The 22669-nt window shown below is 58.3% G+C and carries 22 protein-coding genes and 4 pseudogenes; 15 read left to right on the forward strand and 11 right to left on the reverse strand.

Annotation, left to right across the window (positions count from 1 at the left end; genetic code table 11):
- The first annotated feature begins 46 nt into the window (after positions 1 to 46).
- The 4 genes from AC56QQ_RS32860 to AC56QQ_RS32875 all read left to right on the forward strand — a co-directional run bounded on the left by AC56QQ_RS32860 (position 47) and on the right by AC56QQ_RS32875 (position 2817).
- Positions 47 to 271 (forward strand): hypothetical protein, encoded by a 225-nt coding sequence (locus AC56QQ_RS32860; RefSeq protein ID WP_477308225.1) that lies wholly within the window; start codon positions 47 to 49, stop codon positions 269 to 271.
- 336 nt (positions 272 to 607) lie between these two features.
- Positions 608 to 949: a hypothetical protein gene (locus AC56QQ_RS32865; RefSeq protein WP_497124746.1), complete on the forward strand. Its 342-nt coding sequence runs from the start codon at positions 608 to 610 to the stop codon at positions 947 to 949.
- Between the two features lie 886 nt (positions 950 to 1835).
- Complete coding sequence (locus AC56QQ_RS32870) at positions 1836 to 2024, forward strand: hypothetical protein (RefSeq protein WP_477308227.1); 189 nt, start codon at positions 1836 to 1838, stop codon at positions 2022 to 2024.
- A 151-nt stretch (positions 2025 to 2175) separates the two neighbouring features.
- On the forward strand, positions 2176 to 2817 hold the full coding sequence (locus tag AC56QQ_RS32875) for a methyltransferase domain-containing protein (RefSeq protein WP_497124747.1): 642 nt from the start codon (positions 2176 to 2178) through the stop codon (positions 2815 to 2817).
- Positions 2818 to 2844: 27 nt separating this feature from the next.
- Here the strand turns inward: AC56QQ_RS32875 and AC56QQ_RS32880 are convergent, their stop codons facing one another.
- Both AC56QQ_RS32880 and AC56QQ_RS32885 read right to left on the reverse strand, forming a co-directional pair.
- The gene (locus tag AC56QQ_RS32880) at positions 2845 to 4041 is read right to left on the reverse strand and encodes a glycosyltransferase family 4 protein (protein WP_497124748.1); all 1197 of its coding nucleotides are present in this window, start codon (positions 4039 to 4041) and stop codon (positions 2845 to 2847) included.
- Positions 4041 to 4865 (reverse strand): amidohydrolase family protein, encoded by an 825-nt coding sequence (locus tag AC56QQ_RS32885; protein ID WP_497124749.1) that lies wholly within the window; start codon positions 4863 to 4865, stop codon positions 4041 to 4043. Before AC56QQ_RS32885 ends, AC56QQ_RS32880 begins: the two co-directional genes overlap by 1 nt.
- 171 nt (positions 4866 to 5036) lie before the next feature.
- Between AC56QQ_RS32885 and AC56QQ_RS32890 the strand changes: the two genes are divergently transcribed.
- The 3 genes from AC56QQ_RS32890 to AC56QQ_RS32900 are packed head-to-tail and all read left to right on the forward strand — an operon-like array spanning position 5037 to position 8969.
- Complete coding sequence (locus tag AC56QQ_RS32890) at positions 5037 to 6203, forward strand: glycosyltransferase (RefSeq protein WP_497124751.1); 1167 nt, start codon at positions 5037 to 5039, stop codon at positions 6201 to 6203.
- The gene (glf, locus tag AC56QQ_RS32895) at positions 6196 to 7326 is read left to right on the forward strand and encodes a UDP-galactopyranose mutase (RefSeq protein WP_497124752.1); all 1131 of its coding nucleotides are present in this window, start codon (positions 6196 to 6198) and stop codon (positions 7324 to 7326) included. Before AC56QQ_RS32890 ends, glf begins: the two co-directional genes overlap by 8 nt.
- Positions 7327 to 7328: 2 nt before the next feature.
- Complete coding sequence (locus AC56QQ_RS32900; protein WP_497124753.1) at positions 7329 to 8969, forward strand: hypothetical protein; 1641 nt, start codon at positions 7329 to 7331, stop codon at positions 8967 to 8969.
- Positions 8970 to 9062: 93 nt separating this feature from the next.
- On the opposite strand, the gene AC56QQ_RS32905 is transcribed toward AC56QQ_RS32900, so the two are convergent.
- From AC56QQ_RS32905 to AC56QQ_RS32915, 3 genes are all read right to left on the reverse strand, one after another.
- Entirely contained in the window at positions 9063 to 9566 is a 504-nt protein-coding gene (locus tag AC56QQ_RS32905) for a YciE/YciF ferroxidase family protein (RefSeq protein ID WP_497124754.1), read from the reverse strand.
- A 136-nt stretch (positions 9567 to 9702) separates the two neighbouring features.
- The gene (locus AC56QQ_RS32910; protein WP_497124756.1) at positions 9703 to 10422 is read right to left on the reverse strand and encodes a Crp/Fnr family transcriptional regulator; all 720 of its coding nucleotides are present in this window, start codon (positions 10420 to 10422) and stop codon (positions 9703 to 9705) included.
- Positions 10415 to 10936 carry a hypothetical protein gene (locus AC56QQ_RS32915; protein WP_497129281.1) on the reverse strand — a complete coding sequence of 174 codons (522 nt, stop codon included), beginning with the start codon at positions 10934 to 10936 and terminating at the stop codon, positions 10415 to 10417. The genes AC56QQ_RS32910 and AC56QQ_RS32915 overlap by 8 nt, the downstream gene beginning before the upstream one ends.
- On the opposite strand from AC56QQ_RS32915, the pseudogene AC56QQ_RS32920 reads away from it, so the two are divergent.
- Positions 10850 to 11098, forward strand: a pseudogene (locus tag AC56QQ_RS32920) (PAS domain-containing protein); the annotation flags it as partial. The gene AC56QQ_RS32915 and the pseudogene AC56QQ_RS32920 overlap by 87 nt on opposite strands.
- 111 nt (positions 11099 to 11209) lie before the next feature.
- Positions 11210 to 12523, forward strand: coding sequence for a PAS domain S-box protein (locus tag AC56QQ_RS32925; protein WP_497129212.1), 1314 nt, complete (start codon positions 11210 to 11212; stop codon positions 12521 to 12523).
- A 64-nt stretch (positions 12524 to 12587) separates the two neighbouring features.
- On the opposite strand, the gene AC56QQ_RS32930 is transcribed toward AC56QQ_RS32925, so the two are convergent.
- A complete protein-coding gene (locus tag AC56QQ_RS32930) occupies positions 12588 to 12962 on the reverse strand; it encodes an EAL domain-containing protein (protein ID WP_497124757.1) in 375 nt (124 codons plus the stop codon).
- Positions 12963 to 13338: 376 nt separating this feature from the next.
- Here AC56QQ_RS32930 and AC56QQ_RS32935 point away from each other — a divergent pair, with 376 nt between their 5' ends.
- The 4 genes and pseudogenes from AC56QQ_RS32935 to AC56QQ_RS32950 all read left to right on the forward strand — a co-directional run bounded on the left by AC56QQ_RS32935 (position 13339) and on the right by AC56QQ_RS32950 (position 18660).
- Positions 13339 to 13929, forward strand: a complete 591-nt coding sequence (locus tag AC56QQ_RS32935; RefSeq protein WP_497124759.1) for a PAS domain-containing protein — start codon at positions 13339 to 13341, stop codon at positions 13927 to 13929.
- 39 nt (positions 13930 to 13968) lie between these two features.
- A pseudogene (locus AC56QQ_RS32940) lies at positions 13969 to 15639 on the forward strand (HWE histidine kinase domain-containing protein); the annotation flags it as partial.
- A 286-nt stretch (positions 15640 to 15925) separates the two neighbouring features.
- On the forward strand, positions 15926 to 16123 hold the full coding sequence (locus AC56QQ_RS32945) for a response regulator (protein WP_497124760.1): 198 nt from the start codon (positions 15926 to 15928) through the stop codon (positions 16121 to 16123).
- Between the two features lie 380 nt (positions 16124 to 16503).
- Positions 16504 to 18660, forward strand: a complete 2157-nt coding sequence (locus AC56QQ_RS32950) for an exonuclease domain-containing protein (RefSeq protein ID WP_497124761.1) — start codon at positions 16504 to 16506, stop codon at positions 18658 to 18660.
- Positions 18661 to 18732: 72 nt separating this feature from the next.
- Here the strand turns inward: AC56QQ_RS32950 and AC56QQ_RS32955 are convergent, their stop codons facing one another.
- Positions 18733 to 18957: a DUF4385 family protein gene (locus tag AC56QQ_RS32955; protein ID WP_497124762.1), complete on the reverse strand. Its 225-nt coding sequence runs from the start codon at positions 18955 to 18957 to the stop codon at positions 18733 to 18735.
- A 150-nt stretch (positions 18958 to 19107) separates the two neighbouring features.
- Between AC56QQ_RS32955 and AC56QQ_RS32960 the strand changes: the two are divergent.
- A pseudogene (locus AC56QQ_RS32960) lies at positions 19108 to 19353 on the forward strand (ATP-binding protein); the annotation flags it as partial.
- Here AC56QQ_RS32960 and AC56QQ_RS32965 read toward each other — a convergent pair.
- Both AC56QQ_RS32965 and AC56QQ_RS32970 read right to left on the reverse strand, forming a co-directional pair.
- The gene (locus tag AC56QQ_RS32965) at positions 19333 to 19473 is read right to left on the reverse strand and encodes a hypothetical protein (protein WP_497129282.1); all 141 of its coding nucleotides are present in this window, start codon (positions 19471 to 19473) and stop codon (positions 19333 to 19335) included. The pseudogene AC56QQ_RS32960 and the gene AC56QQ_RS32965 sit on opposite strands and share 21 nt — an antisense overlap.
- The gene (locus AC56QQ_RS32970) at positions 19470 to 19649 is read right to left on the reverse strand and encodes a hypothetical protein (protein WP_497124763.1); all 180 of its coding nucleotides are present in this window, start codon (positions 19647 to 19649) and stop codon (positions 19470 to 19472) included. Before AC56QQ_RS32970 ends, AC56QQ_RS32965 begins: the two co-directional genes overlap by 4 nt.
- 164 nt (positions 19650 to 19813) lie before the next feature.
- Here AC56QQ_RS32970 and AC56QQ_RS32975 point away from each other — a divergent pair, with 164 nt between their 5' ends.
- A complete protein-coding gene (locus AC56QQ_RS32975; protein ID WP_497124765.1) occupies positions 19814 to 20569 on the forward strand; it encodes a Crp/Fnr family transcriptional regulator in 756 nt (251 codons plus the stop codon).
- A gap of 137 nt (positions 20570 to 20706) precedes the next feature.
- Here AC56QQ_RS32975 and AC56QQ_RS32980 read toward each other — a convergent pair.
- Together AC56QQ_RS32980 and AC56QQ_RS32985 are read right to left on the reverse strand one after the other, a co-directional pair.
- A pseudogene (locus tag AC56QQ_RS32980) lies at positions 20707 to 21032 on the reverse strand (conjugal transfer protein TraD).
- 315 nt (positions 21033 to 21347) lie between these two features.
- Positions 21348 to 22379: an IS110 family RNA-guided transposase gene (locus AC56QQ_RS32985; RefSeq protein WP_497123285.1), complete on the reverse strand. Its 1032-nt coding sequence runs from the start codon at positions 22377 to 22379 to the stop codon at positions 21348 to 21350.
- Between the last annotated feature and the right edge of the window lie 290 nt (positions 22380 to 22669).

A 22669-nucleotide genomic window follows, 5' to 3' on the forward strand; every position in this document is an offset into this window, starting at 1 on the left:
CGGTTAGCACTCGCAGATTTTACGCGGATATAGGCTCGGTGAGCCGATGGGAAAAGTCCGCATTGATCTAGACGACGAAGTTTCCAACAAGCCGGCAAAACAGGAGGCTGCCTTGGCAAAACGTCGAATCGACAAAGAAAAATTTGAACGAGCCGATCGTGAAGCGCGCAAGCTGATCGACGCCGAACGCCAGGCCAGAGATGCCAAGACCGCCCGGCTGAGAGAGTTGAGGCTCAGCGCAGGCCAAGACTTGGCTCTTGCCAAAGTATAGGCATATTTGCTCGTTTATGAGCGCTTCTGTCCCCACATCTTTGCAATTGGCTGCCTACAGTCTTCCTGAGGCGCATGCGCGTCACACAGGCTTCGGCACTCCAAGCCGATCGGAGACTTGCCGACCCAGGTCCAAGCGACTGGGGCAGTCGCAGACATCGATGCTTCATTGTCGTTTGTCATGGAACTGTCTCTCAACGGCCGGAACCTTTGAGACCAGTCAAGGTTGAGCTGACGTACTACGTTTTATCGGTCCCTGCCGCTGGCCAAGATGTTCCTCGTCTCGGTCGGCCCGCCGGTCGCAGGCAAGGGCCAGACTTCTTTCCCGAGGTGTCCTATGACGAACAACGTTCCCGAGAACCAAGCCCGACAAGGCCCTCTTGGCAGGCCCGTCCTTGTTGTGCTCATAGCCGCGCTGCTGCTAGCCATTGCCGCCTGGGGTGTCGCCGAAATCTATGGCGTAGTCATCAAAGGACCGTCGACAGACCAGCAAGACAGCCAGGCGCCTGTGAGCACCAGCCCAAACCCGGCATCAACTGATCCAGTTCAATCTCAGTCTGATAGTGTTAACAGCCAGCCGATCGACCAAAATCCCAAGGTGGACAAGAATCCAACCCCGCAGTCCAGCACAGGCGGGGACCAGCAAGGGGTGCAGCCGTCACAACCAGCGGCACATTGAGGATTAAACGGGTCCACCGACGCCGCATATCGTCGTTGGGTTCTCGACCGCATTGAACCGGTGCGGGGTCTGATCCGTAGGGATCCGCGCGTCCTAGTCGATGTTTAGGAGGGTTATCAACCGGCCTGCTTGCCGCTGTGCGACCGCGTCTTTGAAAGCCGCTGCAGCGGCATCGCATGCCGGCCTGGATGGTCCATAAAGATTGAGAATGATCGCAGCCGACTTCTTGGACAAGCCGTGCTTCGATGTGAATTCATCTGCGCCGTATTGCCCCGTCCGCGCGTGTGACCTTCGGCCCGGCATTGCTCGTTCCTCGATCGCCAAGGTGGATCGGCGATCACAAAATTCACGCGCATTTCGGCAAACGTCAAGACTTTAGCCGGCCGGCTTTATGCAACGGTAGTTGACCAATGACAATCGCTCGCCGTCTATTGAACCGCGAGATACCGGTTTGCTTAGGCAATTCGCTCTATTGGACATCGGGGACACCCATGCGGTGAACGCTTTCCTCAGTGCATCTAAGCCAACAAGCCGCCAACAAGGGGCGACGTTACAGACCGACCTTGACGCGTCGAGACGAGCGTCCAATTCGCACAACTGCGCGATCTTTTCTTCAGTCGAAAGCAGCCCGTCTTCAGCTATCTGTTGGGCCTTGGTCTCGGCGAACATCACCATACCGAAGTGTCCTCAGTGGAGATTATCGGCAACGTAGATCAGCTAAGGACGTTCCACAGCCTCGGCGGCAAATCGAGGTCTACCAAAAAGCGCCGCATCGCGCGACCCTGCCGGAGTTGAACGACATCAAACCTCGAAGTGCTCCGGGAGGGAACAAATCATCCCGGAAAATTCCTATTAGGCATATCTGAAATGCTTGAACGAGGAGGAAATGATGGGGTTTTTCGGGAAGTATTTTTCCGGCCTCTTGGGCAAAAAAGAACAGCCAGAAAAGCGCAGCGGCGACATGCGTAAGGCGACCGGCGCTGGTCCCGCTTTGGCAGCTCACTCAAAGGACGCAAAGACAACGGCTCCCAGCGGTCAAAATGCGACGGCAGCGAGGAAGAAAGCCGATGGCTGATCCAGAAGGAATCCGCGGAAATGCCTCACCGTTGTGCCAGCGATCTGCCCCCAGGTCGGGTGGGCCCGTCCGGTGCGACCCGGTACGGTCCTTGCTGCGCTACGCCCCCGCGGTTTAATCACACATGCGAACTATCCCGGCGCCCGGTACGGTGGTCTTTGGAGACCTCGGCGATGTCGAGCCCCTAAGCCGTAAATTTGGCGGCGATCGCGGCACGCCACTTGACCGTTACTACATTGAGAGTTTCCTACAGCGTCATGCTGGGGACATTCGAGGACGCGTCGCGGAAATCGGCGACAATGTCTACACGCTCCGTTTTGGTTTGGCACGAGTCGTCACTTCCGACATTATCGACTCACCCGAAAGTGCCAATCCTCAGGCCACGATTTGCATCGATCTCCAGAACGAGAATGCCGTGGAGGCCGGGCGCCTTGACTGCATCATCGTGACCCAGACGCTGCACATGATCTACGACGTGCGTGGTGCAGTTGCTACGATCCATCGCGCCTTGGCAGCAGGTGGCGTCGTGTTGGCGACGGTACCAGGCATCACTCCCATCGACGCGCAGGACGGGCCAGAAAAATGGTTCTGGGCCATGACACAGAGTGCCGCACGACGCCTGTTCGTGGAAAGGTTTGGGGCGGCCGGAGTGGAGGTACAGCAATTCGGCAACGTGCTTGCCGCCACAGCCTTTCTGCAAGGCCTCTCTTTCGAGGAGATCGACCGCGCAGGCCTTGACGTTGTTGATCCGCTCTACCCTGTCATTACCGGGATCAGGGCCACCAAATTCTGATCCTGCTGTGCTCGTGCCACCCTGAGGTCAGGAAACGGAGTGGAGGCGCGCCTTGTCGGTACGAGGTCCCAGCAACTGACGGAAAATATGGCTCGTCATAGTGGCCGATTGACGGATATCGAAGCTGGATTGCGCCCGCCTCACGCTCGCGCCAGCCATCGACTTTAGCCTGGCGGGATTGGATAGCAGCGAGATTGCCGCCAGGGCAACACCTTCCCAGTCGCCGGGATATTCCGAGACGATGCCGGGCCATTCGGTGGTTCCTATAAGAATCCCGGTCTCCCCCGCAGAGACGATTTCCGGGACGCCGCCGACGCCGATAGCCACGACCGGCACGCCAGATGCCATAGCCTCCAGAATGGTAAGCGGCATCGCGTCAGCGCGCGACGTATGCAACAGCAAATCTAGGGCCGGATAGATCCGATGGGGTTCGCGCGCGAGCCCGACCATATGGATGCGCGTCTCGAGTCCCGCACGACGAATTGTGGCGGTCAGATCCTTTTCCATCGACCCCGTGCCAACCACTGCGAAGTGCACCTCGGGCCGCCTTTGCAGTATGAATTCGGCTGCTTTGAGGAATTTGTCGGGGCCCTTTTCCCAGGCCAGCCTGCCAACGAACCCGACCAACATATCGTCAGGGGCGACGTTGATCGTTTGCCGGAATTCCAAGGGGTCAGCCGACATCGGATGATACACTGCGAGATCGACCCCGTTAGGAACGAGACTTACATTCTCACGCGACAATCCCACCGCAAGTGCTTGCGACCAGGCTTCGCGGCACACCACAATGGTATGGCTCCCGGTTGTGCGCGCCACACTGATTTCCTGCGGATGCAAGCTCATCCCATGCAGCGTGGCAACTGTCGGCGTCGCGCTCAGTCGGCCGGCCATAGCAGCCACGGTATGCGCGTTCATCAGGTGAGCATGGAGCAGGTCGATACCGGTTTCGCGAACGAGCGTGCAGATGAGTTCGATTGTCTTCCAAGGTGGATCGTCACGCAGGGGCGCAATGTAGACGTCCCTGCCCTCAGACCGCAGCAATGCGGTGTAAGGGCTTTCATACGGGCACAGGAGCGAGACTTTGAACTCGTTCGAGGGCAGGTTCGCAGCCAGATTGCGCACGTAATTTTCCATGCCGCCAACAATGGCGTTGCCCAAGACCTCAAGGACATGCGCGCGCTCATCGGTCTGGCCGCCTGGCAGGACACGCGGGGTCCGGGCCATCAGTTCCCTCCTTGCGACGGGTGCAGCCTCAGCCAATCCATTGCCGTCCCCGACATGATCGCAATTCGGTCATCGGCTGCGACGTCGAGTTGATCTAGAATTGCCGTGACCTCGTCTATTGCCGCGTGGATGTGGGCACCGCTGCACGGCAAGAAACGGTCGCTGCCGAATTGCAGTGAGCGTGGGCCGATCACGTCGATCGCCTTGCGAAAGACCTCGCCGCGGTAGATCGGAGGCGGTCCAAAGGACAGGTCGAAGCGAAACTGGCTCTCGGCTGGCTCGACGCCATTGATCCGATCGATCACGCCAACTGCGTTGGCTTCGTCACACCATGGCCAGCCAAGGTGAGCCAAGGTGACGCGAAGGCCGGGGTGATCGCGAACCGCCTCGTAGAAGGATGGCCGGCAGAACCGGCCAGATCGGCCGTCAATGAAAATTCCGCTATGAAACAATATGGGGAGGTCGAGCCTTGCGGCGACCGCGTATACGCGATGAGCGCACTCATCATACGGATACCAGCCGGTCGGAACCATTTTCAGCGCGCGAATGCCGGGAAGCGCAGCTGCCTCCTCAAGATCGTCGGCCGATTGCGGATGGAGCGGATTGACAACCGCGAACCCGATGAGCCGATCCGAGTGGCCTTTGACAAGCTCGGAAAGGTACCTGTTGCCAGCGCGCAGCGACTCCCGGTCATTAAGCGAATAGGGCGGTGTCAGGAACGGCGCCAGCAGGAACGCGATATCCACGCCCGCATCGTCAAGTGACTGCAGTACATCCGCCGTTGTCTCGCGGCCCGACGTATGAAGATGTGCATCGACGATCATTGGCGCCTCCCCGCCGACAACTTACGGAGGCGAGGCCCGTTCCAGCCATTACGAGAAATCGTGGCGCCTTTGATGTTCGGCTAAGAAAGACAAAATTCCGCGTTGCCGTGGAACCCGATCTGCGAACGGAGCTTGATCCACCATAAGCCAACCCTAATGCGGATTGTTGCGATGGATCAGACTGTATCCAACCCCTTGCTCGTGCCTTTTGACAACCCACTCCTGATATGTTTTTCCCACCTGCGGTGGGACTTTGTTTTTCAACGCCCGCAGCATTTGATGACGCGCGCCGCAGCCGACTACGCCGTTGTGTTCTTCGAGGAACCCCTTTTCGAGCCTGTTCAGATACCTCTTCTGCGCCGCAAGGTGGTTGCGCCAGGCTTGGAAGTTGTGACGCCAATACTGCCGCAGTGTCAGTCCGGAATTGAGGTCGACAGAGCTATCGCCATTCTGCTTGAGACTCTCGTGGCAAGCATCGAGCACGACCAGTTGGTGACTTGGTACTACACCCCCATGGCCCTGAAGTTCACCGATGCGCTGCAGGAGGATGTCTGCGTCTATGACTGCATGGACGAACTCTCTGCCTTCAAAAACGCGCCTCCTGAACTCGAGCGACTGGAAGAGCAGCTCTTTGGCAAGGCCGACGTCGTGTTCACCGGTGGAATGAGCCTTTATGAGTCCAAGCGCCGCCGGCATCCCTCCGTCCACGCGTTTCCAAGCAGCATTGACACGGCACACTTCCATCAGGCGCGCCGGCCTCAGGCAGACCCTGCAGACCAGCAGCGCATTGCGCATCCTCGCGTAGGCTTCTTCGGGGTCATCGACGAGCGGTTCGACATCGACCTGATGGTTCGAACCGCTGCAGCGATGCCTACGGTCCAGTTCGTCACGATCGGTCCAGTGGTCAAGATCGACCCGGCCACGCTCCCCACCGGCCCAAACATTCATTGGTTGGGCGCCAAGCGGTATGCCGAGTTGCCCGGATATATGGCCGGTTGGGACGTAGGGTGGATGCCTTTCGCCTTGAACGATGCGACGCGTTATATCAGCCCGACGAAGACCCCTGAATTCCTGGCCAGCGGACTGCCTGTAGTATCGACTGCAATCGTTGATGTGGTGGAAACCTACGGCCGTCGCGGCTTGGTCGACATTGCTGACGCAGGCTCGATGCCAGCCGCCCTCGATGCCGCTCTGCGAAAGGGCTGTGAAACGGCCAAGGTCGACGCGTTCCTCTCAGGAATGTCTTGGGACACGACCTGGAGCACAATGCACGATTTGCTCAAGCCTGCGAAGGTTTTGCGTCATCAGGAATTCAGGAGCTTGGTCGACCATGTTTGATTGGCTTGTTGTCGGCGCAGGCTTTGCCGGAAGCGTTTTGGCAGAGCGCCTGGCCAGTCAGCGCGGAGAGACAGTGCTGGTCGTCGACCGTCGCAGTCACATCGGCGGCAACGCTTTCGATTGGTACGATGAAGCCGGTATTCTTGTGCATCGGTATGGGCCCCACATCTTCCACACCAATGCTGAGGCCATTGTCGCCTACCTGTCCCAGTTCACGGCGTGGCGTCCCTATGAGCACCGTGTACTGGCCAAGGTAGACGGTCAACTTTTGCCAATCCCGATCAATCTGGACACGATCAATCGCCTCTATGGCCTCGACCTGACCTCCGACCAGATGGAGCGGTTTTTGGCCGAACGCAGGGAGAGCGTGGAAGAGATCCGCAGCGCCGAGGACGTGGTCGTGGGAACGGTGGGGCGGGAGCTCTACGAGAAGTTCTTCCAAGGCTACACGCGAAAACAGTGGGGCGTCGACCCCTCGCAACTGAGCAAGTCAGTGACCGCGCGCGTGCCGACACGAACCAATCGTGATGACAGGTATTTCGCCGACACGTTCCAGAGCATGCCGGCGGGCGGGTACACACGCATGTTTCAACGGATGCTGGCCCATCGCAATATCAAGGTGATGCTGCAAACGGACTATCGCGAGGTTCGAGAGGTCATCCCCTATCGCCGCCTCATCTATACCGGTCCAATCGATGAATTCTTCGACTTCAGGCTGGGGAAATTGCCTTACCGATCATTGCGGTTTGAGCACGTCACACTCGACACGCCACGGTTTCAGCCGGTCGCCGTCGTCAACTACCCGCAGACCGAGGCCTTCACCAGGATCACGGAATACAAGCATATGACGGGACAGCACCATCCGCAAACCAGCCTGACCTACGAATATCCAACGGATGACGGTGATCCTTACTATCCCGTGCCCAGGGCAGAGAACGAGGTGCTTTACAAGCGATATGAGGCACTCGCTGCCCAGCAAACCGATGCGATTTTCGTCGGTCGGCTGGCAACCTACCGCTACTACAATATGGACCAGGTGATTGGTCAGGCGCTGGCGGCGTTCAATCGCATTCAGAAGACGGGCGCGCAGGAGCTATTCCTTGCCAAGGGCGCGGCGGGATAGTCATGGTGGAAGTTTGGGGCGGTATTGAATGCAGTGTGGTTCGTGTCGGTGGCGAGATCCGCGATCAGCTCGCCGAAACCGGTCATTCAAACCGCATCGAGGATTTAGACCTCGTCGCTTCCCTTGGCATCAAAACGCTTCGATATCCTGCGTTGTGGGAACACGTCGAGGTAGTGGAGGGGCGGGATGACTGGAGCTGGCACGACGAGCGATATCAAAGGATGCGCCGTCTCGGCATCAGTCCAATCGCAGCCCTTGTCCACCACGGGAGCGGGCCATCCTGGACGTCCATTCTCGCGCCGGATTTTGCCGAACGCCTCGCGGCGTTTGGAGGGCGGCTTGCTCTTCGGTACCCCTGGGTAAAGACTTTCACGCCGATCAACGAACCGATGGCAACCGCCCGTCTAAGCGGCCTTTATGGGTTTTGGCATCCGCACCGCGCTGACGAGCCAAGTTGCCTGCGGCTTCTTGTTGCCCAGTGCCGTGCGATTGCCATGACGATGTCGGCTATCCGGAAGGTCATCCCCGATGCCCGCCTTCTGCAGACCGAGGATTTCGGAAAGATTTTTGCGACGCGAAAGCTGGCATACCAGGCTGAGTACGAGAATGGCCGGCGATGGTTATCGCTGGATCTGCTTTGTGGACATGTCGGTCCGCGCCATCCGTTCCATGAACGCCTCCTCAACGCTGGTGTCGATCCCGACCATCTGGCTGACTTGGCGGCCGCGCCCTGCCCTCCGGACCTGATCGGCGTTGATTACTACCTCACCAGCGACAGGTTCCTCGATCATCGCATCGAACGGCACCCTCAAGAACCTATCGGTGGCAACGGCATCGAGCTGTATGTCGACATTGCGGCTATCCGCGCCGGCGTGCCAGAGTGCGAACTCGGATTTGCCTCACGCCTGCGCGAGGTGTGGGGCCGCTACGCCCTGCCAGTTGCAATCGGAGAAGTCCACAATGCCTGCACCCGTGAGGAACAGCTGCGCTGGTTCATGGAGGGATGGGAAGCTGCAGTCGAATGCGCGGTTGAGGGCATTGACGTACGTGCCGTCACGTCTTGGTCACTGTTCGGCGCCGTGGACTGGAATTCCATGATGATGCGCGACGATGGGTACTACGAATGCGGGGTGTTCGATGTGAGGGCAGACCTTCCGCGCAGAACAATTATGGCTGATGCCATTTCGGCCTTGGTGAATAAGCAGTCGTTCGGCCATCCCGTACTTGCCCAGACGGGCTGGTGGCGTGCGCCGCGAAAGAGGTTGGGCAAATCGCCCGCGATCCGGCTCCGAGGATTCGACCGGCGGCTATCGATCCTGGGAGAATGTTGCAGCCGCCGGCGACTTCCAGCCAGGGCTGCACCCCAGCAGCCAGGATCACCGAATGCATGGGTTGAGCTGAGCGTAGGGGACACCGGAGGCGGCTCCCCAGTTGTCTTGTTCGCCATCTATTGCCCGGGCAAGACTTTCTCGCTCGCGGTGCGTGATGGTGTGGATTGGGTTGCGGCCTGCAACGCATTCCTCGACCTTGTGATCGACGGACTAACCGGGACCTACGAGTTGGTTGCCGCAAATCGCGACAACCAGTACCGGGTCGCCGAACACCCGGCACCACACACCTCTGCCACGGCACATCAGCGCTGATCCATCCTGGTAATCTTGCCGGCCGGAGCTATTTGACCTGCCTAGAAAAAAGCGCGGCGGCAGGGAAAGGCGGTTCGCCGCCGCGCTTGGGATTCAGGCTGCTTGCCGGTTCACGCCGCTTTCGGCCATTTCGGTAAGTTTCTGGTCCGTCGCCCGCTCTTCCTCAAGCGTCTCCGCCAAGATGCGGGCAGAGTCTTCATGTCCCAATTCCTTGGCCCAGGCGATCAGCGTTCCGTAGCGGGTCATCTCGTAGTGTTCGACCGCTTGCGCCGATGCAATCAACGCGGCATCCAGCACCTGTTTGTCATCGACGTCACCGCTCACGTCGCCGGCTTCCTCAAGGATGCCGTCGATGGCCGGGCAATCGACGCCCTTCACGGCTTCGCCATGAATTTCAAATACCTGTTCGAGGCGGACGATATGCTCCCTCGTTTGCTCGAGGTGCTCTTCGAAGCCAGCTTTCAGGTCGGGGTCGGTCGCCTTTTCGACCATCTTGGGCAGTGATTTTTCGATCTGCTGCTCGGCATAGTAGATGTCCTGCAATGTGTGCACGAACAGGTCATTGAGAGTTTTGATGTCCTTGGAGAAAAATCCCATGGCGTTATCCTTTTTCTGTTCCAGTGGCAGTTGACACGCATAGGCGACGGCGCGTGGGCGACCGTCGGTTCAGCGCGTATCAGGGCTGCAACGTGCAATAAGTGCGACGGTTCCGTTGCTAAGTTGACGGCGCCGGTTAGCGCGGATCTCGCACCATACTGAGGTAGGTCGGATCAAATTCCGCGATCTCCTGCAGGCGCTCCCAGTCGACAATCGTCAACGATTGATCCGCCCAGGTGATGGCGCCGAGCTTGCGAAGTTCGCCCACGATGCGATTCATATGAACGACCGACAGTCCCAACACGTCGGCGAGTTCCGTTTGCGTTATCTGCAGGCGAAAACTCAGGCCAGTTGTGCGATTCACCACCTTCAACCGGACGTAAAGTTCGCAAATGAGATGGGCCAGATGGGAGATCTTTGACCGGCGTCCCATAGCAACGATCCATTCCCGATGGATCGCCCCGTCGACCAGCGTGTCCAACCAGAGAAGGCGCGTGAGATGTGGCGCGGTCTCCGTAATCTTTCGCAGCCGGTTATGATCAGCGAAAAGCACACGGCAAGACGACAAGGCGATAATGCCATGATCCATGGTTTTGAGCAGGAAAGCGTGAAGGTCGACAAAATCGCCCGGCACCTGAAGCGACGTGAATTGCCGGCCGCCATCCTCCAGCACTTTGTAGCGCGCTGCCAGTCCCTCGACCAACAGGGTACTGTAGGTCGGACGGGATCCGGCAGATACCAGATCCTTGCCGATGGCGAAATCACGTCCGGTTGATATCGCCTGCTTTAGCAAATCCCGTTCGGCATCTGAGACGACATCGTGCTGTTCAAGCTGCAGAAAGAGAGATTCAAGCATCACATGTCTCGAGGCTTATAGGAGGAGAGCCGCCGCTCTCGTCGGTCACGCCGGAAGAACTGCAAGTCCGGCAACTCCAAATGAATTCGCCGGAACAATCTGATGTATTTTTTTCCGAAATGCCAGCAGTGAAGGAACCACGATTCAGCTGGAACTTGCCGTGTTTTTCCAGGGTCGAACGCCACCGCAAAGGGTCAATTGTGGCCGTGAATGAAACACTTACGCAGTCCATTGCCAGGGACACCGGCTTCTGGAACGGATGGTCAATAGCCACGTTATAGATGGTTAAGATGGGACGAGGATTGGGATGGACGAAGTACCGCAGGCGAACGTTATCCCCTTCAAGAAGCCCGAAGTGTCCGACGAGGATAACCGGCACTTCGACTATCAGGATTTTTTTGAAAACGGCGCCGTCGCGCTTCACCTGGTGAGCGCAGATGGCGTTATTCTGCACGCCAACAAGGCTGAGCTCGATCTGCTCGGTTATCCCGCGGAAGACTATGTCGGCGGCCACATTGCTGACTTCTATCCCGAGCGACACATCATCGATGACATTCTCGGCCGGCTAACCAAGGGCGAGAAGATCACGAGATATCCTGCGCAGTTGAGGGCCTGTGACGGTTCGATAAAGCATGTCGAAATCACGTCGAGCGGATATTTCCGGGATGGCAAGCTGATCCACACAAGGTGCTTCACAGCCGATGTAACCGACCTGGAACAGACCCGATCCGAACTCAAGCAGCAGGACAGCACCTACCACCAGATCCTCGACGGCCTTCCGGTCGCCATCTACACGACGGATCAGGAAGGGACGATCAACTATTTCAACCGGGCCGCGGCCGAGCTGGCCGGGCGGGAGCCTGACATCGGCAAGGACAAATGGTGTGTGACGTTCAAGCTGTTCACCGCCGACGGCAAGGAATTGCCGCACGACGAGTGTCCTATGGCGATCACGCTCAAGGAAAACCGGCCGGTCCGGAACCAGCAGGCCGTAGCACGGCGTCCGGACGGATCCTTCTTTCCGGTTCTGCCCCACCCCACGCCGCTGCGGGATGAGCAGGGCAACCTGGTTGGTGCGGTCAATATGCTGCTGGACCTGACGGACCGCCAGCGCGCGGAAGAAGCCAGGCAGCATTTGTCAGCAATCGTGGAATCCTCGTTCGACGCAATCGTCAGCAAGGATCTCAGCACCATCATCAAGAGCTGGAACCACGGTGCCGAGCGGCTGTTCGGCTATACCGCCGCCGAAGCGATCGGCAATTCTGTGACCATGCTGATCCCGGAGGACCATCAGGACGAGGAACCCCGCATTCTCGAACGCATTCGGCGCGGCGAACGCGTCGAACCGTTCGAAACGACCCGCCAGCGCAAGGATGGCAGCCTGGTTCCGGTGTCGCTGACGATCTCGCCCGTGCGTAACGCAACCGGGCAGATCGTCGGCGCATCGAAGATTGCGCGGGACATCACATCGGCGAAGGAGAATGAATACCGCATCCGCATGCTGATGCGCGAGGTCAACCACCGCGTGAAAAACCAGTACTCGGTCATCCTGTCGATGATCCGGGAGACCAACAAGCGGTCGGAAACGCCCAGGCAGTTTGAATCCCAGGTGCGCGAGCGTATCATGGCGCTGTCGCGATCCCACGACCTGCTGGTATCGGCCGACTGGAAGGGCGCCTCCGTTGATGGCCTCCTGAAGGCCCAGGCCCAGCCTTTCCCGAGGGGCGACGTCATCGATATGTCGGGCCCATCATTGGTCCTCAGTCCCAATGCGGTGCAGTATCTCGGGATTGCCTTTCACGAACTGGCAACCAACTCGGCCAAATACGGCGTGCTTTCAGGGGACGATGGTAAGATATCGGTCACCTGGAGCATCACCGGTTCCGGAGCATCGAGACTGTTTCACCTCACATGGGCCGAGACCGATGGGCCGCAAGTCCAGACCATTGGAGAGGGCGGCTTTGGAACAGTGGTTCTCAAGCGGGTGGCGCCTGCGGCGGTTAGTGGGCAAGGCAGTCTCGAGCATGGCCCGCATGGAGTCCGGTGGAGCTTGGAGGCGCCGATGACCGCCGTGGAGGCGTCCGTTGCCGATGGAAGTTAGAGGTCAGCTTCTCCGACTTCTGACTGCCTTGCATTTGCGCGCAGCGCCATCATGCACTGGACGTTCAGTTTGCTCTCGAAAACGGTATCTGCGGCCCCTTGCGCGCGCCCACGGTCTGCCCGAAACGCACAAGAAGTTCCGTTGCGATCTGGCGCGACACCGCTTGTGAAAACAGAAATCCCTGACCAAGCTCGCAGCCGATTTCCAAGAGCATGCTTGCTTGCAGCTCGCTTTCGATGCCTTCGGCAACGACCCGAATGTTGAGCTTGCCGTCCAACTGGGCCGAAAACTCGTTGAGCAGGAATGAGCTGGCGATCGGATGCAGCAGTCCGCTGCGATCCACGCGTAAGACCGAGCAACAGACACCGGGCAACATCTCTTCGATCTGGCCGCAAAGTCGTTCGATCGTCGCTTCGAGAGTTTCGCCCCTGGCGATCATTTCAAGGATCGTGTTCTGTAGATGTAGCACGCTGCCCCCACTGCGAGGCTGCAGGTATTTGAGACCCGGGTGACTATCCGAGACGAAATCACTCTACGTTCGGTCTAGTATACGATCTAACAATGCGCGGGAATTGTTTTTTACGTTTATCCGGACATCCCTTGTCATGGCCATCGGATCAAGCGTCAGGTTCCCGACAGGGTGCTTCCTCAGCGCAGCAAATGAAGCTGTTCGAAGCCGGCTCCCGGCTCAGGGAAAGGCGATTCATTCCCGCTTCGAAATGGAAACTTTTGCTGCTCAATTCGTTATGGCACCCATGAAAACGAGTGCGCCCATCCCGAGTTGGCCCGGCGGGTATGGAGAGGTGTCGGCCCTTATGCGCGCCTTCGACTGGTCGGCCACCGGGCTTGGAGCGGTCGAGACATGGTCGCCCAGCTTGAAAACAACCGTCGACTTGATGCTTGCGGCACAAGCCCAGATTGTTCTGTTCTGCGGGCCGGAATTCATTGCGTTCTACAACGACACCTACGCGCCGACGATTGGTGACAAGCACCCTCATGCATTGGGACGGCCAGCCAAAGAGCACTGGTCGGAACTCTGGGACGACCTTGGGCCGCTTCTCGAAGGAGTTTACAAAACCGGGAAGAGCTTTGCGGCCAAAGACCGGCCGTTTTACATCGAGCGTCACGGTGCAGTGGGCGAGACCGTGTACTTCGATATCTCCTATTCCGCGGTGCGCGACGCGCAAGGACGGGTCGAGGCGGTCCTGTGCATTGTAACCGAGACCACCGAGCGCGTCCGCGCAAGCCAGGCCCTAAAATCAAGTGAAGAGGAGTTTCGGGCTCTCGTCAAAGCCAGCTCAGATGTCATGTATCGGATGAGCCCCGACTGGCGGGAGATGCGGCAGTTGGATGGAAGAGGGTTCCTGTCGGACATCGAAGGGCCGACCATCCTATGGCAGGACTAATTCCTGTTTCCCAGCGATCTTGATGACACATCGGCGGCGATCAATCATGCAGTAGCGGAACGGACTACCTTTGAGCTGGAGCACAGGGTCCGCCGCGCGGATGGGACCGAGGGCTGGACGTCGTCGCGGGCGATACCCCTGGTCGATGATCATGGAGACATCGTTGAATGGCTCGGAATGGCAACCGATATCAGTACCAGAATAGAGAGCGAACAGCGGATCCGGGCTCTGCTGCGAGAGATCAACCACCGTGTCAAAAACCAATTTGCAGTCATTCTCTCGATGGTCCGTGAAACGACCAAACGGATTTCCGATCCGGAAGAGCTGCAGGAGCGCATTCGGTCCCGTATCATGGCATTGGCCCGCTCACAGGACCTTCTGGTATCTACGGACTGGCGAGGGGCGGAGCTCGCTGTGGTGGTCAAAGTGCACCTCGGTGCCTTCGGCCGACCCGACCGGGTAGCCCTCTCCGGGCCGAAACTGACCTTGAACCCGAATGCCGTGCAGAATATTGGGATGGCGCTGCACGAATTGGGAACAAACTCCGTGAAATATGGCGCGTTGCGGTCGGACGCGGGCACAATCCGCATCGCATGGCGCCAGCTGGTAAAGCCCTACATATCCGCCGGCCCCGATGGTACGATCCAGCGCGTGAACGGGACCTTGTCTCGTTGGCTAGGGATTGAGTCCGAGGGGCTCGTCGGCAAGCGTGTCCACGATCTGCTGACGATGCCGGGCAAGATTTACTATGAGACCCATTTTGCACCGCTGTTGCGGATGCAGGGCCATTTCAACGAAGTTGCCCTTGACCTGGTGCGGGCGGACGGCAGCCGACTGCCTGCCCTCGTCAATGCCGTGGAGCGTAGAACAGACGCCGGCGAGACGCTGTTCGTCCGGCTGACCATTTTCGATGCGACAGATCGCCGACGCTACGAGCAGGAGCTCATGAGCGCCCGGCAAGCGGCCGATCGCGCCAATGAACAGTTGAAAGCTCTTAACGCGGCCCAAGAGCAGAAAATCGCGGAAGAGGTCGCCGATCGGATGGCCGTCGAGGAATCCCTGCGCCAGGCTCAAAAGATGGAAGCGGTCGGGCAACTGACCGGCGGCATTGCCCATGACTTCAACAACATGCTCGCGGTGGTGATTTCGGGCCTGAACCTGATCCAAAGGCGCGTCTCACAAGGCAATACCGATATTGGTGACCTGGCCGCCGCTGCCTTGGAGGGCGCGACGCGGGCTGCAACGTTGACCCAGCGACTGTTGGCCTTTTCGCGCCAGCAGCCACTGGCCCCGGAGCCACTAGGCGCCAACACCATGGTCGCCGAGATGTCGGAACTGCTGAGGCGAACCCTTGGCGAGCAAATCCATATGGAGACGGTGCTGGCCTCCGGTCTTTGGAGGAGCGTCGCCGATCGCAACCAGCTCGAGAACGCGATTATCAACCTGGCGGTCAACGCGCGGGATGCGATGCCAGAAGGCGGGCGGCTCACCATTGAGACCGCCAATGCAGCCATTGACGATGCGTACGCGGCGGAAAACCAGACCGTGGCTGGTCAGTACATAATGATTGCGGTCACCGACACCGGCAGCGGCATGGACCCTTCGGTTATGCAGAGGGCTTTCGATCCCTTTTTCACAACAAAGGGTGTGGGTAGAGGCACCGGGCTTGGCCTGAGCCAGGTGTTCGGCTTCGTGAAGCAGTCCAACGGCCATATCAAAATCTATTCCGAAGTGGGCGTCGGTACCACAATCAAGATCTACCTGCCGCGCTACTACGGCACCGCCGAGGCGCCTAATCGCACACAATTGGGCGGCACGCCGACAGGCACCTTGGCCGAGACCGTCCTTGTCGTCGAGGACGACGCGAAGGTGCGCACTTTGACCGAACAGATGCTGCGTGAACTCGGCTATGGGGTTCTCGGGGCTGAGCGGAGCATCGGGATTGCTTGTGCTTCGCAACCATCCCGAGGTGCGGCTGCTCCTAACCGATGTGGTCATGCCGGACATGAATGGCCGACAGCTCGCCGAGCAGGCGCTGCAGCTCCGGCCCGGCCTCAAGATCATCTACACGACCGGCTACACCCGCAATGCCATCGTACACAATGGCATGCTCGATGCTGACACCCATCTCCTGCAAAAGCCGGTAACCCTGCAGGCCCTCGCCCTCAAGGTACGGGCAGTTCTTGACGGATAGCCAAGTGCCGCGAATTCGCTTCCTCTCCAGCTTCTAGCCCAGGACGCCCCTGCTGGCGCCGCGGGACCAGCGTCCCCGGCGAAGGGGTTCCAGGTGGTGGATGCGGCGGCTTGCGTCGCTGCCACGCGGCCCTCGAATTCGTATCATAGGACCTTGTGCATCAGACCGAAGCCGAAGGTAACAATCGGTTTGTGACGCATGTGGAAGAAATCGGAGTGGGAGGTCCACGTTGACAACTTCTTAGGATTGGAACAAATGTAGAACGTGGAAATGTTTTTGACTCGAAATAGCTTCTTCCGTGAAGAGCAATCGCTCAAGCCTTTTCAGGCATGGCATGCGTCGAACTGCGCAGCGGATATGAACATGAAAGGGCGGTGCGAATGAAGCTGCCTGTATTGCCGGTCTATTATTACCATGATCATTTCACCGAAATGCTCGACATCGTCAGCGATACCTATGGTTCGGTGCTGACGGATCGACACCGCGCGTTTATCACGACATTTGCGACAATTTCGAAAGATGCGCAGTGCCTTCTGATCCGCATGATAAATCGGGGTGGTAACATTTTTCGACAGTCCGCTTTTCGCTACGCCGAGATATCGAACCCTAGGCGAGCCGTGGCAGAACTCCGGGCTCTCGGTTATGTGCGGTCACTCGCTGACAGCGACTATGCATCCTTCATCGTATGCCACGCGAAAGGAGCGCTCACGAAGGCTGGTAAGGACGCCGGCCTCACCGATCTGCGAACGTCCTGGGCGAAGGGCAAGGTGGTCGAGTATTATCTAGCGAACGTCTCATTTGAGACAGCCTATCGCCATTGCGGCGGCGATGATTTCATCGCGCTCGGCGACACCGGCCCGGTCGAATTCCTGCTGTACCTCTATTTCGGAAAGACCGAGCGAGATTTGAAGAACTTTGCCCTGCGCGACCTGGGCATCCTGCGCACCAACAAAAATGCAAACCTGAGTGCGCGCTTCACCGACGCCGACGAGGCCCATGCAAGCTTCCACTACAGCCGGCTGCTTGATCGACTCGAGATCAAATCCGAGGTTACCTTTCGCGCCTCTATTTCTGAAATTCTTGACGGTCCCGAATGCACAACTGACTACGCCGAGGGTTTGAAAAGCAGTGCGGCGCACAAGGCGGGACAGTTTTTTGAAAAAGGCGGCGAGAAGGAAATTGCGATACAGCTCTATGGTGCCGGCTCATCCTTTGAATGCAATGAGCGCCTGACGCGTTTGCTCTACTCAACGGGAGACAAGAAAGGGTCGGAAGAGCTTCTTCGCAGGATGATTGACGATCCGGCGAGCGATGATGAATTCGTTTTTGCAAATGATTTTTATGCCCGCAAGTTCAATGGCCGAAGAACAGGGCTTTGCACCGAACTGCTTCGGACCGGTCATACCGTCACAGTCGACGACAGCTGGCGCGGAAATCCGGAGGCTGGCGTAGCGGCAGTGATGCGACGGCAGGGCTGCACGGTCTTCTATGCAGAGAATAAGCTCTGGCACTGCCTGTTCGGTTTGCTGTTCTGGGAAGAGCTGTTCGAGTCCGGTCAGCTACATTCGAGCTTCGATTGGGTGCCGCATTGCCTGAAAGACAAGAGCTTCGCGCGTCTATTCACGCGCGAGATCGACGTGAAACTGTCTGCCGTGTCGTCGCAGTCCGCGCTCGCCCTAATTTTGCGCACCATCGCAGGAAAGTGGGGGACGCCGAACGGGCTCTTTGCCTGGGATCATATCGACATGGGTGCGATAAGGCTCTTGCTTGCCGCTCATCCCGGCGGGGTAAGCACCATCCTTCGGCTCATGAGCCAAGATTTTCGCGCTATGCGCGACGGCTTTCCAGACTTGATGACCGAGTTCAACGGCGAGGTCGCTTTTCTTGAAGTGAAGGCGGAAGGAGACGCTGTACGCCGCAATCAGCTCACGCGCCTGCGTCAGTTGTCCAGCGCAGGTATCAAGGCTGAAATCGTACGTGTCGATTTTCGCTTCGATGCTGATCAAGAATATGTCGTTGTCGACATCGAAACGACTGGAAGCTGGTCGAATGGCGACCGTGTTACCGAGATCGGTGCCGTAAAAATCCGCAATCATGAAATTGTCGATGAATGGACGTCGCTGATCAACCCGCAGCGGTCGATCCCGGCGGCCATCACACGGCTCACCGGCATTACAAACGCCATGGTAAGAGACGCTCCACTTTTCGCGGAGATCGCGGACAGCTTCATGCAATTCATGGGCGACGGCATCTTCGTCGCCCACAATGTCAACTTCGATTACGGCTTTCTATCCGGCGAATATGAACGGCTTGAGCGTCGCTTCCGGTTTCCCAAACTATGCACGTGCGCGACCATGCGCAGGCAATTCCCAGGTCATAAATCCTACAGTCTTGCCAATCTTTGCGACGTGTACGACATCGACCTCAAAGGCCATCACAGGGCACTCTGCGACGCACGCGCCGCGGCTCATCTTCTCAACGTCATCAATGGGAAACGCGATCCCGGTCCTGCAAAGCTCGTTGAGGAAGCTGCATAGCTGGCCCAATTGATGTAACCGGTTTTCAGACCTCATGGATATGCCCATATGGGCGTCACCCGAGACGCCCGGTCACCCATATTTTTTCTTCCAGTCAGCCTTGGCAGCCGCATATCTTTCGTCTGCCTCGGCAGCCCTCCAGCGCTTGTAGAAGATCGCAGCGCTTTTCGCCTTCTCAGGATCTCCGGTCCCACAATCGAGCTCGTGATGATCGGCTCCAACATATTTGCGCCCGCCTTTGTAGTTCGCGTAACGCCGCGCACGGGTGAAGCCCATCTGCAGAAACTTGCGCGCCATATCGGCGCCGACGAAGACATCGCTATTGTTTCACCGATGGCGCTCGGTGGCGGCGGCGGAATGTGGATGAGGCTTTTATGAACCTCTTCGAAACTGTCGGCAATTTCTGTTTCGCCGATCCCTTCAGCTTCTGCTTTGAAAAACATCTGCGACGCCAAGATGACAACAGCGCTGCTCGACCGCCTGACGCATCACTGCGAGATCATCGAGACCGGAAACGAATCCTGGCGCTTCAAGAACGCGCCTGATCACCCCATCAACTGCCAAACGCCATCCGCGTTCGCCCGGGCTGCGCAACCCTGACCAGCTCCGCCCGGGCGAACGCTGACCGCCGCTCATTACATAAGGGGGTCAAAATTGGACGCTGATCGAGGGTCAGTTTTGGAAGCCGTTTGACACCGCCGCCCTCATTGCCTTGTCCGCAAGGTCTCTGATGACAATCGGATCGTCGGTCGCGGTTTCGGGCAGCTGTTCTGCCGTACATTTGTCGAGGAAATTAATGCCACGGGTGCTCATTGGGCCTCTCTGGACGAGTTGAGTTCCAGCAGCACCTTGTCGGTTGCCTCCTTCAAGCGCTGCTCTCGAAGGCGAGCAGTCTTTGCCTCTCTCGCCTGCCTCTCCGCATCGAGCACGAGTCTGCTCTCGCGGTCCGCTCTCTCAAACTTTTCGCGGTCAACTTTCCGACGTTTCATGACAGCCTCCTTCGGTCTGACGGGCCAAAAAAGTGCTGACTTGCAAAATGGTTCCTCGCGAAGTTTTTCGACGATGATGTCATTTGATATTGCGAGGAACGCAGACGAAGTCGCGACGACGAAAGTGAAGCTTCGGTTGTCTGACATGTGCTAGAGAATTAGCGATGTCCGATTTGACAAAACCGCTGATCCGAAAGCTCGAAAGCCTAGGTCGCCTCACACCAGATGAACGCGGGAGCGTCGAAGCTATGACGCTTGTGGGTAAGCAGTTGACGTCCGGTCAGCAGATTGCGTTGGAAGGCAACGAGCCAAGCCACTGTTGCTTAGTGGTTGAGGGACTGCTCCGGCGGTATAGCATTCTGAGTAACGGCAATCTGCAAACCCTCTCAATTCACGTTCCCGGCGACATTCCTGATCTCCAGGGGCTGCATCTCAGAACGATGGATCACACTCTCGCGTCGATCGGTAAGAGCAAGGTTGCCCTGATCGCACACCGCGACCTTCTTGACGTTCTCCGTAAGTCGCCTCGCCTGGCAAATCTATTTTGGCGGGAAAGCCTGGTGGATGCAGCCGTCGCGCGCGCCTGGGTCAAGGTATTGGGGGGGCATGATGCGTTGCGAAGGTTAGCCCATCTGGCCTGTGAGCTTTACACCCGTATGAACGTTATGGGGCTGGTAAATGACAATTCCTACCCCTTGCCCCTAACTCAGGCTCAACTCGGAGAGACCGTCGGGGCGAGCGTAGTTCACGTAAATCGCATGTTGAAACAACTGCGCGCGGACCGCCTTTTAGAGCATAAGGATGGGCGGCTGGTCGTTTTGAACTGGGACGCCTTGAGCGAGGCTGCAGACTTCGACCCCGGGTACCTAAATCTGCGAGACCTGCGCTATTTGGATCTAACGCCAGCGGCCGGCCGTTAGTCGTCTCCGGTACAGGTCCTCGGCCGTTGGCGGATCATTGGCACGGAGCAGTTCATACTCGTCGATCGGGTAGCTCGTCATGAGTTCGATCAGGTGTCGGGTACGCTTGCGGCGGGTCGATCTGCCAGGTGCGCATGTCATGCCGAGCCCGTGCCGCCTGCTGGCGATTGTGGGCTGCCCGATTGCGTTTGAGCGCCGCGAACGTTGCGCTGAGATGCCGGAGCAGTTCGCCGTGACCTGCTTTCGAAAAACATCACCCCACGCTTTGCCACGCCTCACGCTTTGCCGTGTCTTTCGTCTCAGTGATTGCGACCAACGCTCCGGCCAGTTCATCGGTGCTGAGTTGATCAGCCCCGGTGGCGATCACCAGCTCGCCAAGTTGCTGCACCTTTCGCGTTTTGAGTTCTCGCGCTTTGTCCTCCAGCGCTTTCAGTTCCGTGTCGTAATCGCGTGGTTGTCTAATCGCTCTCATCTGGTCAACTCCATTTCTAGTCGGGCGATGGATTGCACCGCCGCAGGTTGGAACGAAGAATGGGCATGCCCGCAGTGGCCGCTTTCGCGCGAGTCATAGGCGAGTGCCGGGAGCAGGGTTGTCTCCGCGATCGGCATTTGGCCGTCGCATTATGGGTCTTCGCAGGCGAGGCCTTCCTGTGTTTGCGCCGCAGTCTCCGGAGAGCTGCAATCACGAGAACGGAATGGTCTGACCCACGTCCCGGCAGGGACGCCTCGGCGCGCTAGAATGACGACGCGCTGAGAGTGTAGAGCTGGGTTGCCTAGGCTAGGCGCTGGCCCCAGCCGATCGGTTGAAAGCTTCTCCTGACTTAAGCATCGCGTGCATGATGACTGACAGTTTACGCGCCACCGCGATCGCTGCGCGCTTGAAGCCCAGGCGCTCACGTAGCTGGAGTCCCCAGGTCTTGAGGCTGCTCTCGTTCTTGGCGCCGGTTCGGGTGAGGATCACCAGCGCTGCTTCATAGAGCAAGCTGCGCAGGCGTTTGTCACCTCGTCGTGAGATGTGGCCGTCATAGTCGACCTCACCGGACTGGTAACGCCGTGTGGTCAGGCCCAGCCAAGCGCCCACCGCGCGTGACTTGCGGAAATTGTCGGGGTCCTCAATCGCTGCGACATAGGAAATAGCCGTCACCGCACCAATGCCGGGGACGGTCATCAGCAACTGAGCCCGCTGACTTTTGCGCACCGTCGCAAGTAGCTGACGATCGAGATCGGCCGCGCGCTTGCGAACGTCGCGCCAGGCTTCGAGCAGCGGCAGCATGATCCGAGCCAGACCTTCTTCGCCGTCCAGAAGGTTCCGGACATTGTTTTCGAACGCGCCTCCTTTGCCCCGCGGAACGATGAGCCCAAACGTCTTCATTGTTCCGCGTATCTGGTTGCCAAGTTGCGTCGAGATGAGGATGAATTGATTGCGTGCCGCCACCAGCGTGCGGATCAACATCGTGTCGTACGACTTGACTCGGACCGCTTTGAAGAAGCCCGCTTCGGCAAGCCGGGCTAACCCATCCGCGTCATTGGCATCGGTCTTGTTGAGCGTTTCGCTCAGCACCTTCTGCGCATGGCGCGCTTCGATGCAGATCGCAGGCAGACCTTTAGCCGCCAACGTGTGATAGAACCAAGTTGCCAATGGCCCAGTCTCGAAGACGACGCGGCTGGCGTGCGGTGCATGCTTGCGGATCACTTGCGCCAGTATCTGAGGGTCAGAAGGACATTTTCCACGCCAAATCCGCTCACCATCCTGGCGGATCGAAATTGCGGTGTCCTTCAAGGAAACATCAAGGCCGACATACTGCTCCATGGTTGCTCTCCGTCCGATATTTGGGCCCGGCGCCAATCGTGAGCCCGCTTCCGATTCTATCGAGGAGCAACCGCCTTCACCATCCGCCGTCCCGACGGAATAGATCGTGAGTCGCGCCGCGATTAGCCCATGTTTACGCATGGCTGTCTCCATTGATTGTCGATCTCTGGATGATAGTTGGGCGTCCGCCGGAAGGCTTCAGGGTTGCCGAGACAGCTCGGGACGGGCTGGTCCATCCCGAGATTTTTTCGAGGGAGGGCGCGCTTATACGTCGTGCCGACGTGCGCTTT

The sequence above is a fragment of the Mesorhizobium sp. RCAM 05099 genome, from assembly GCF_059683685.1.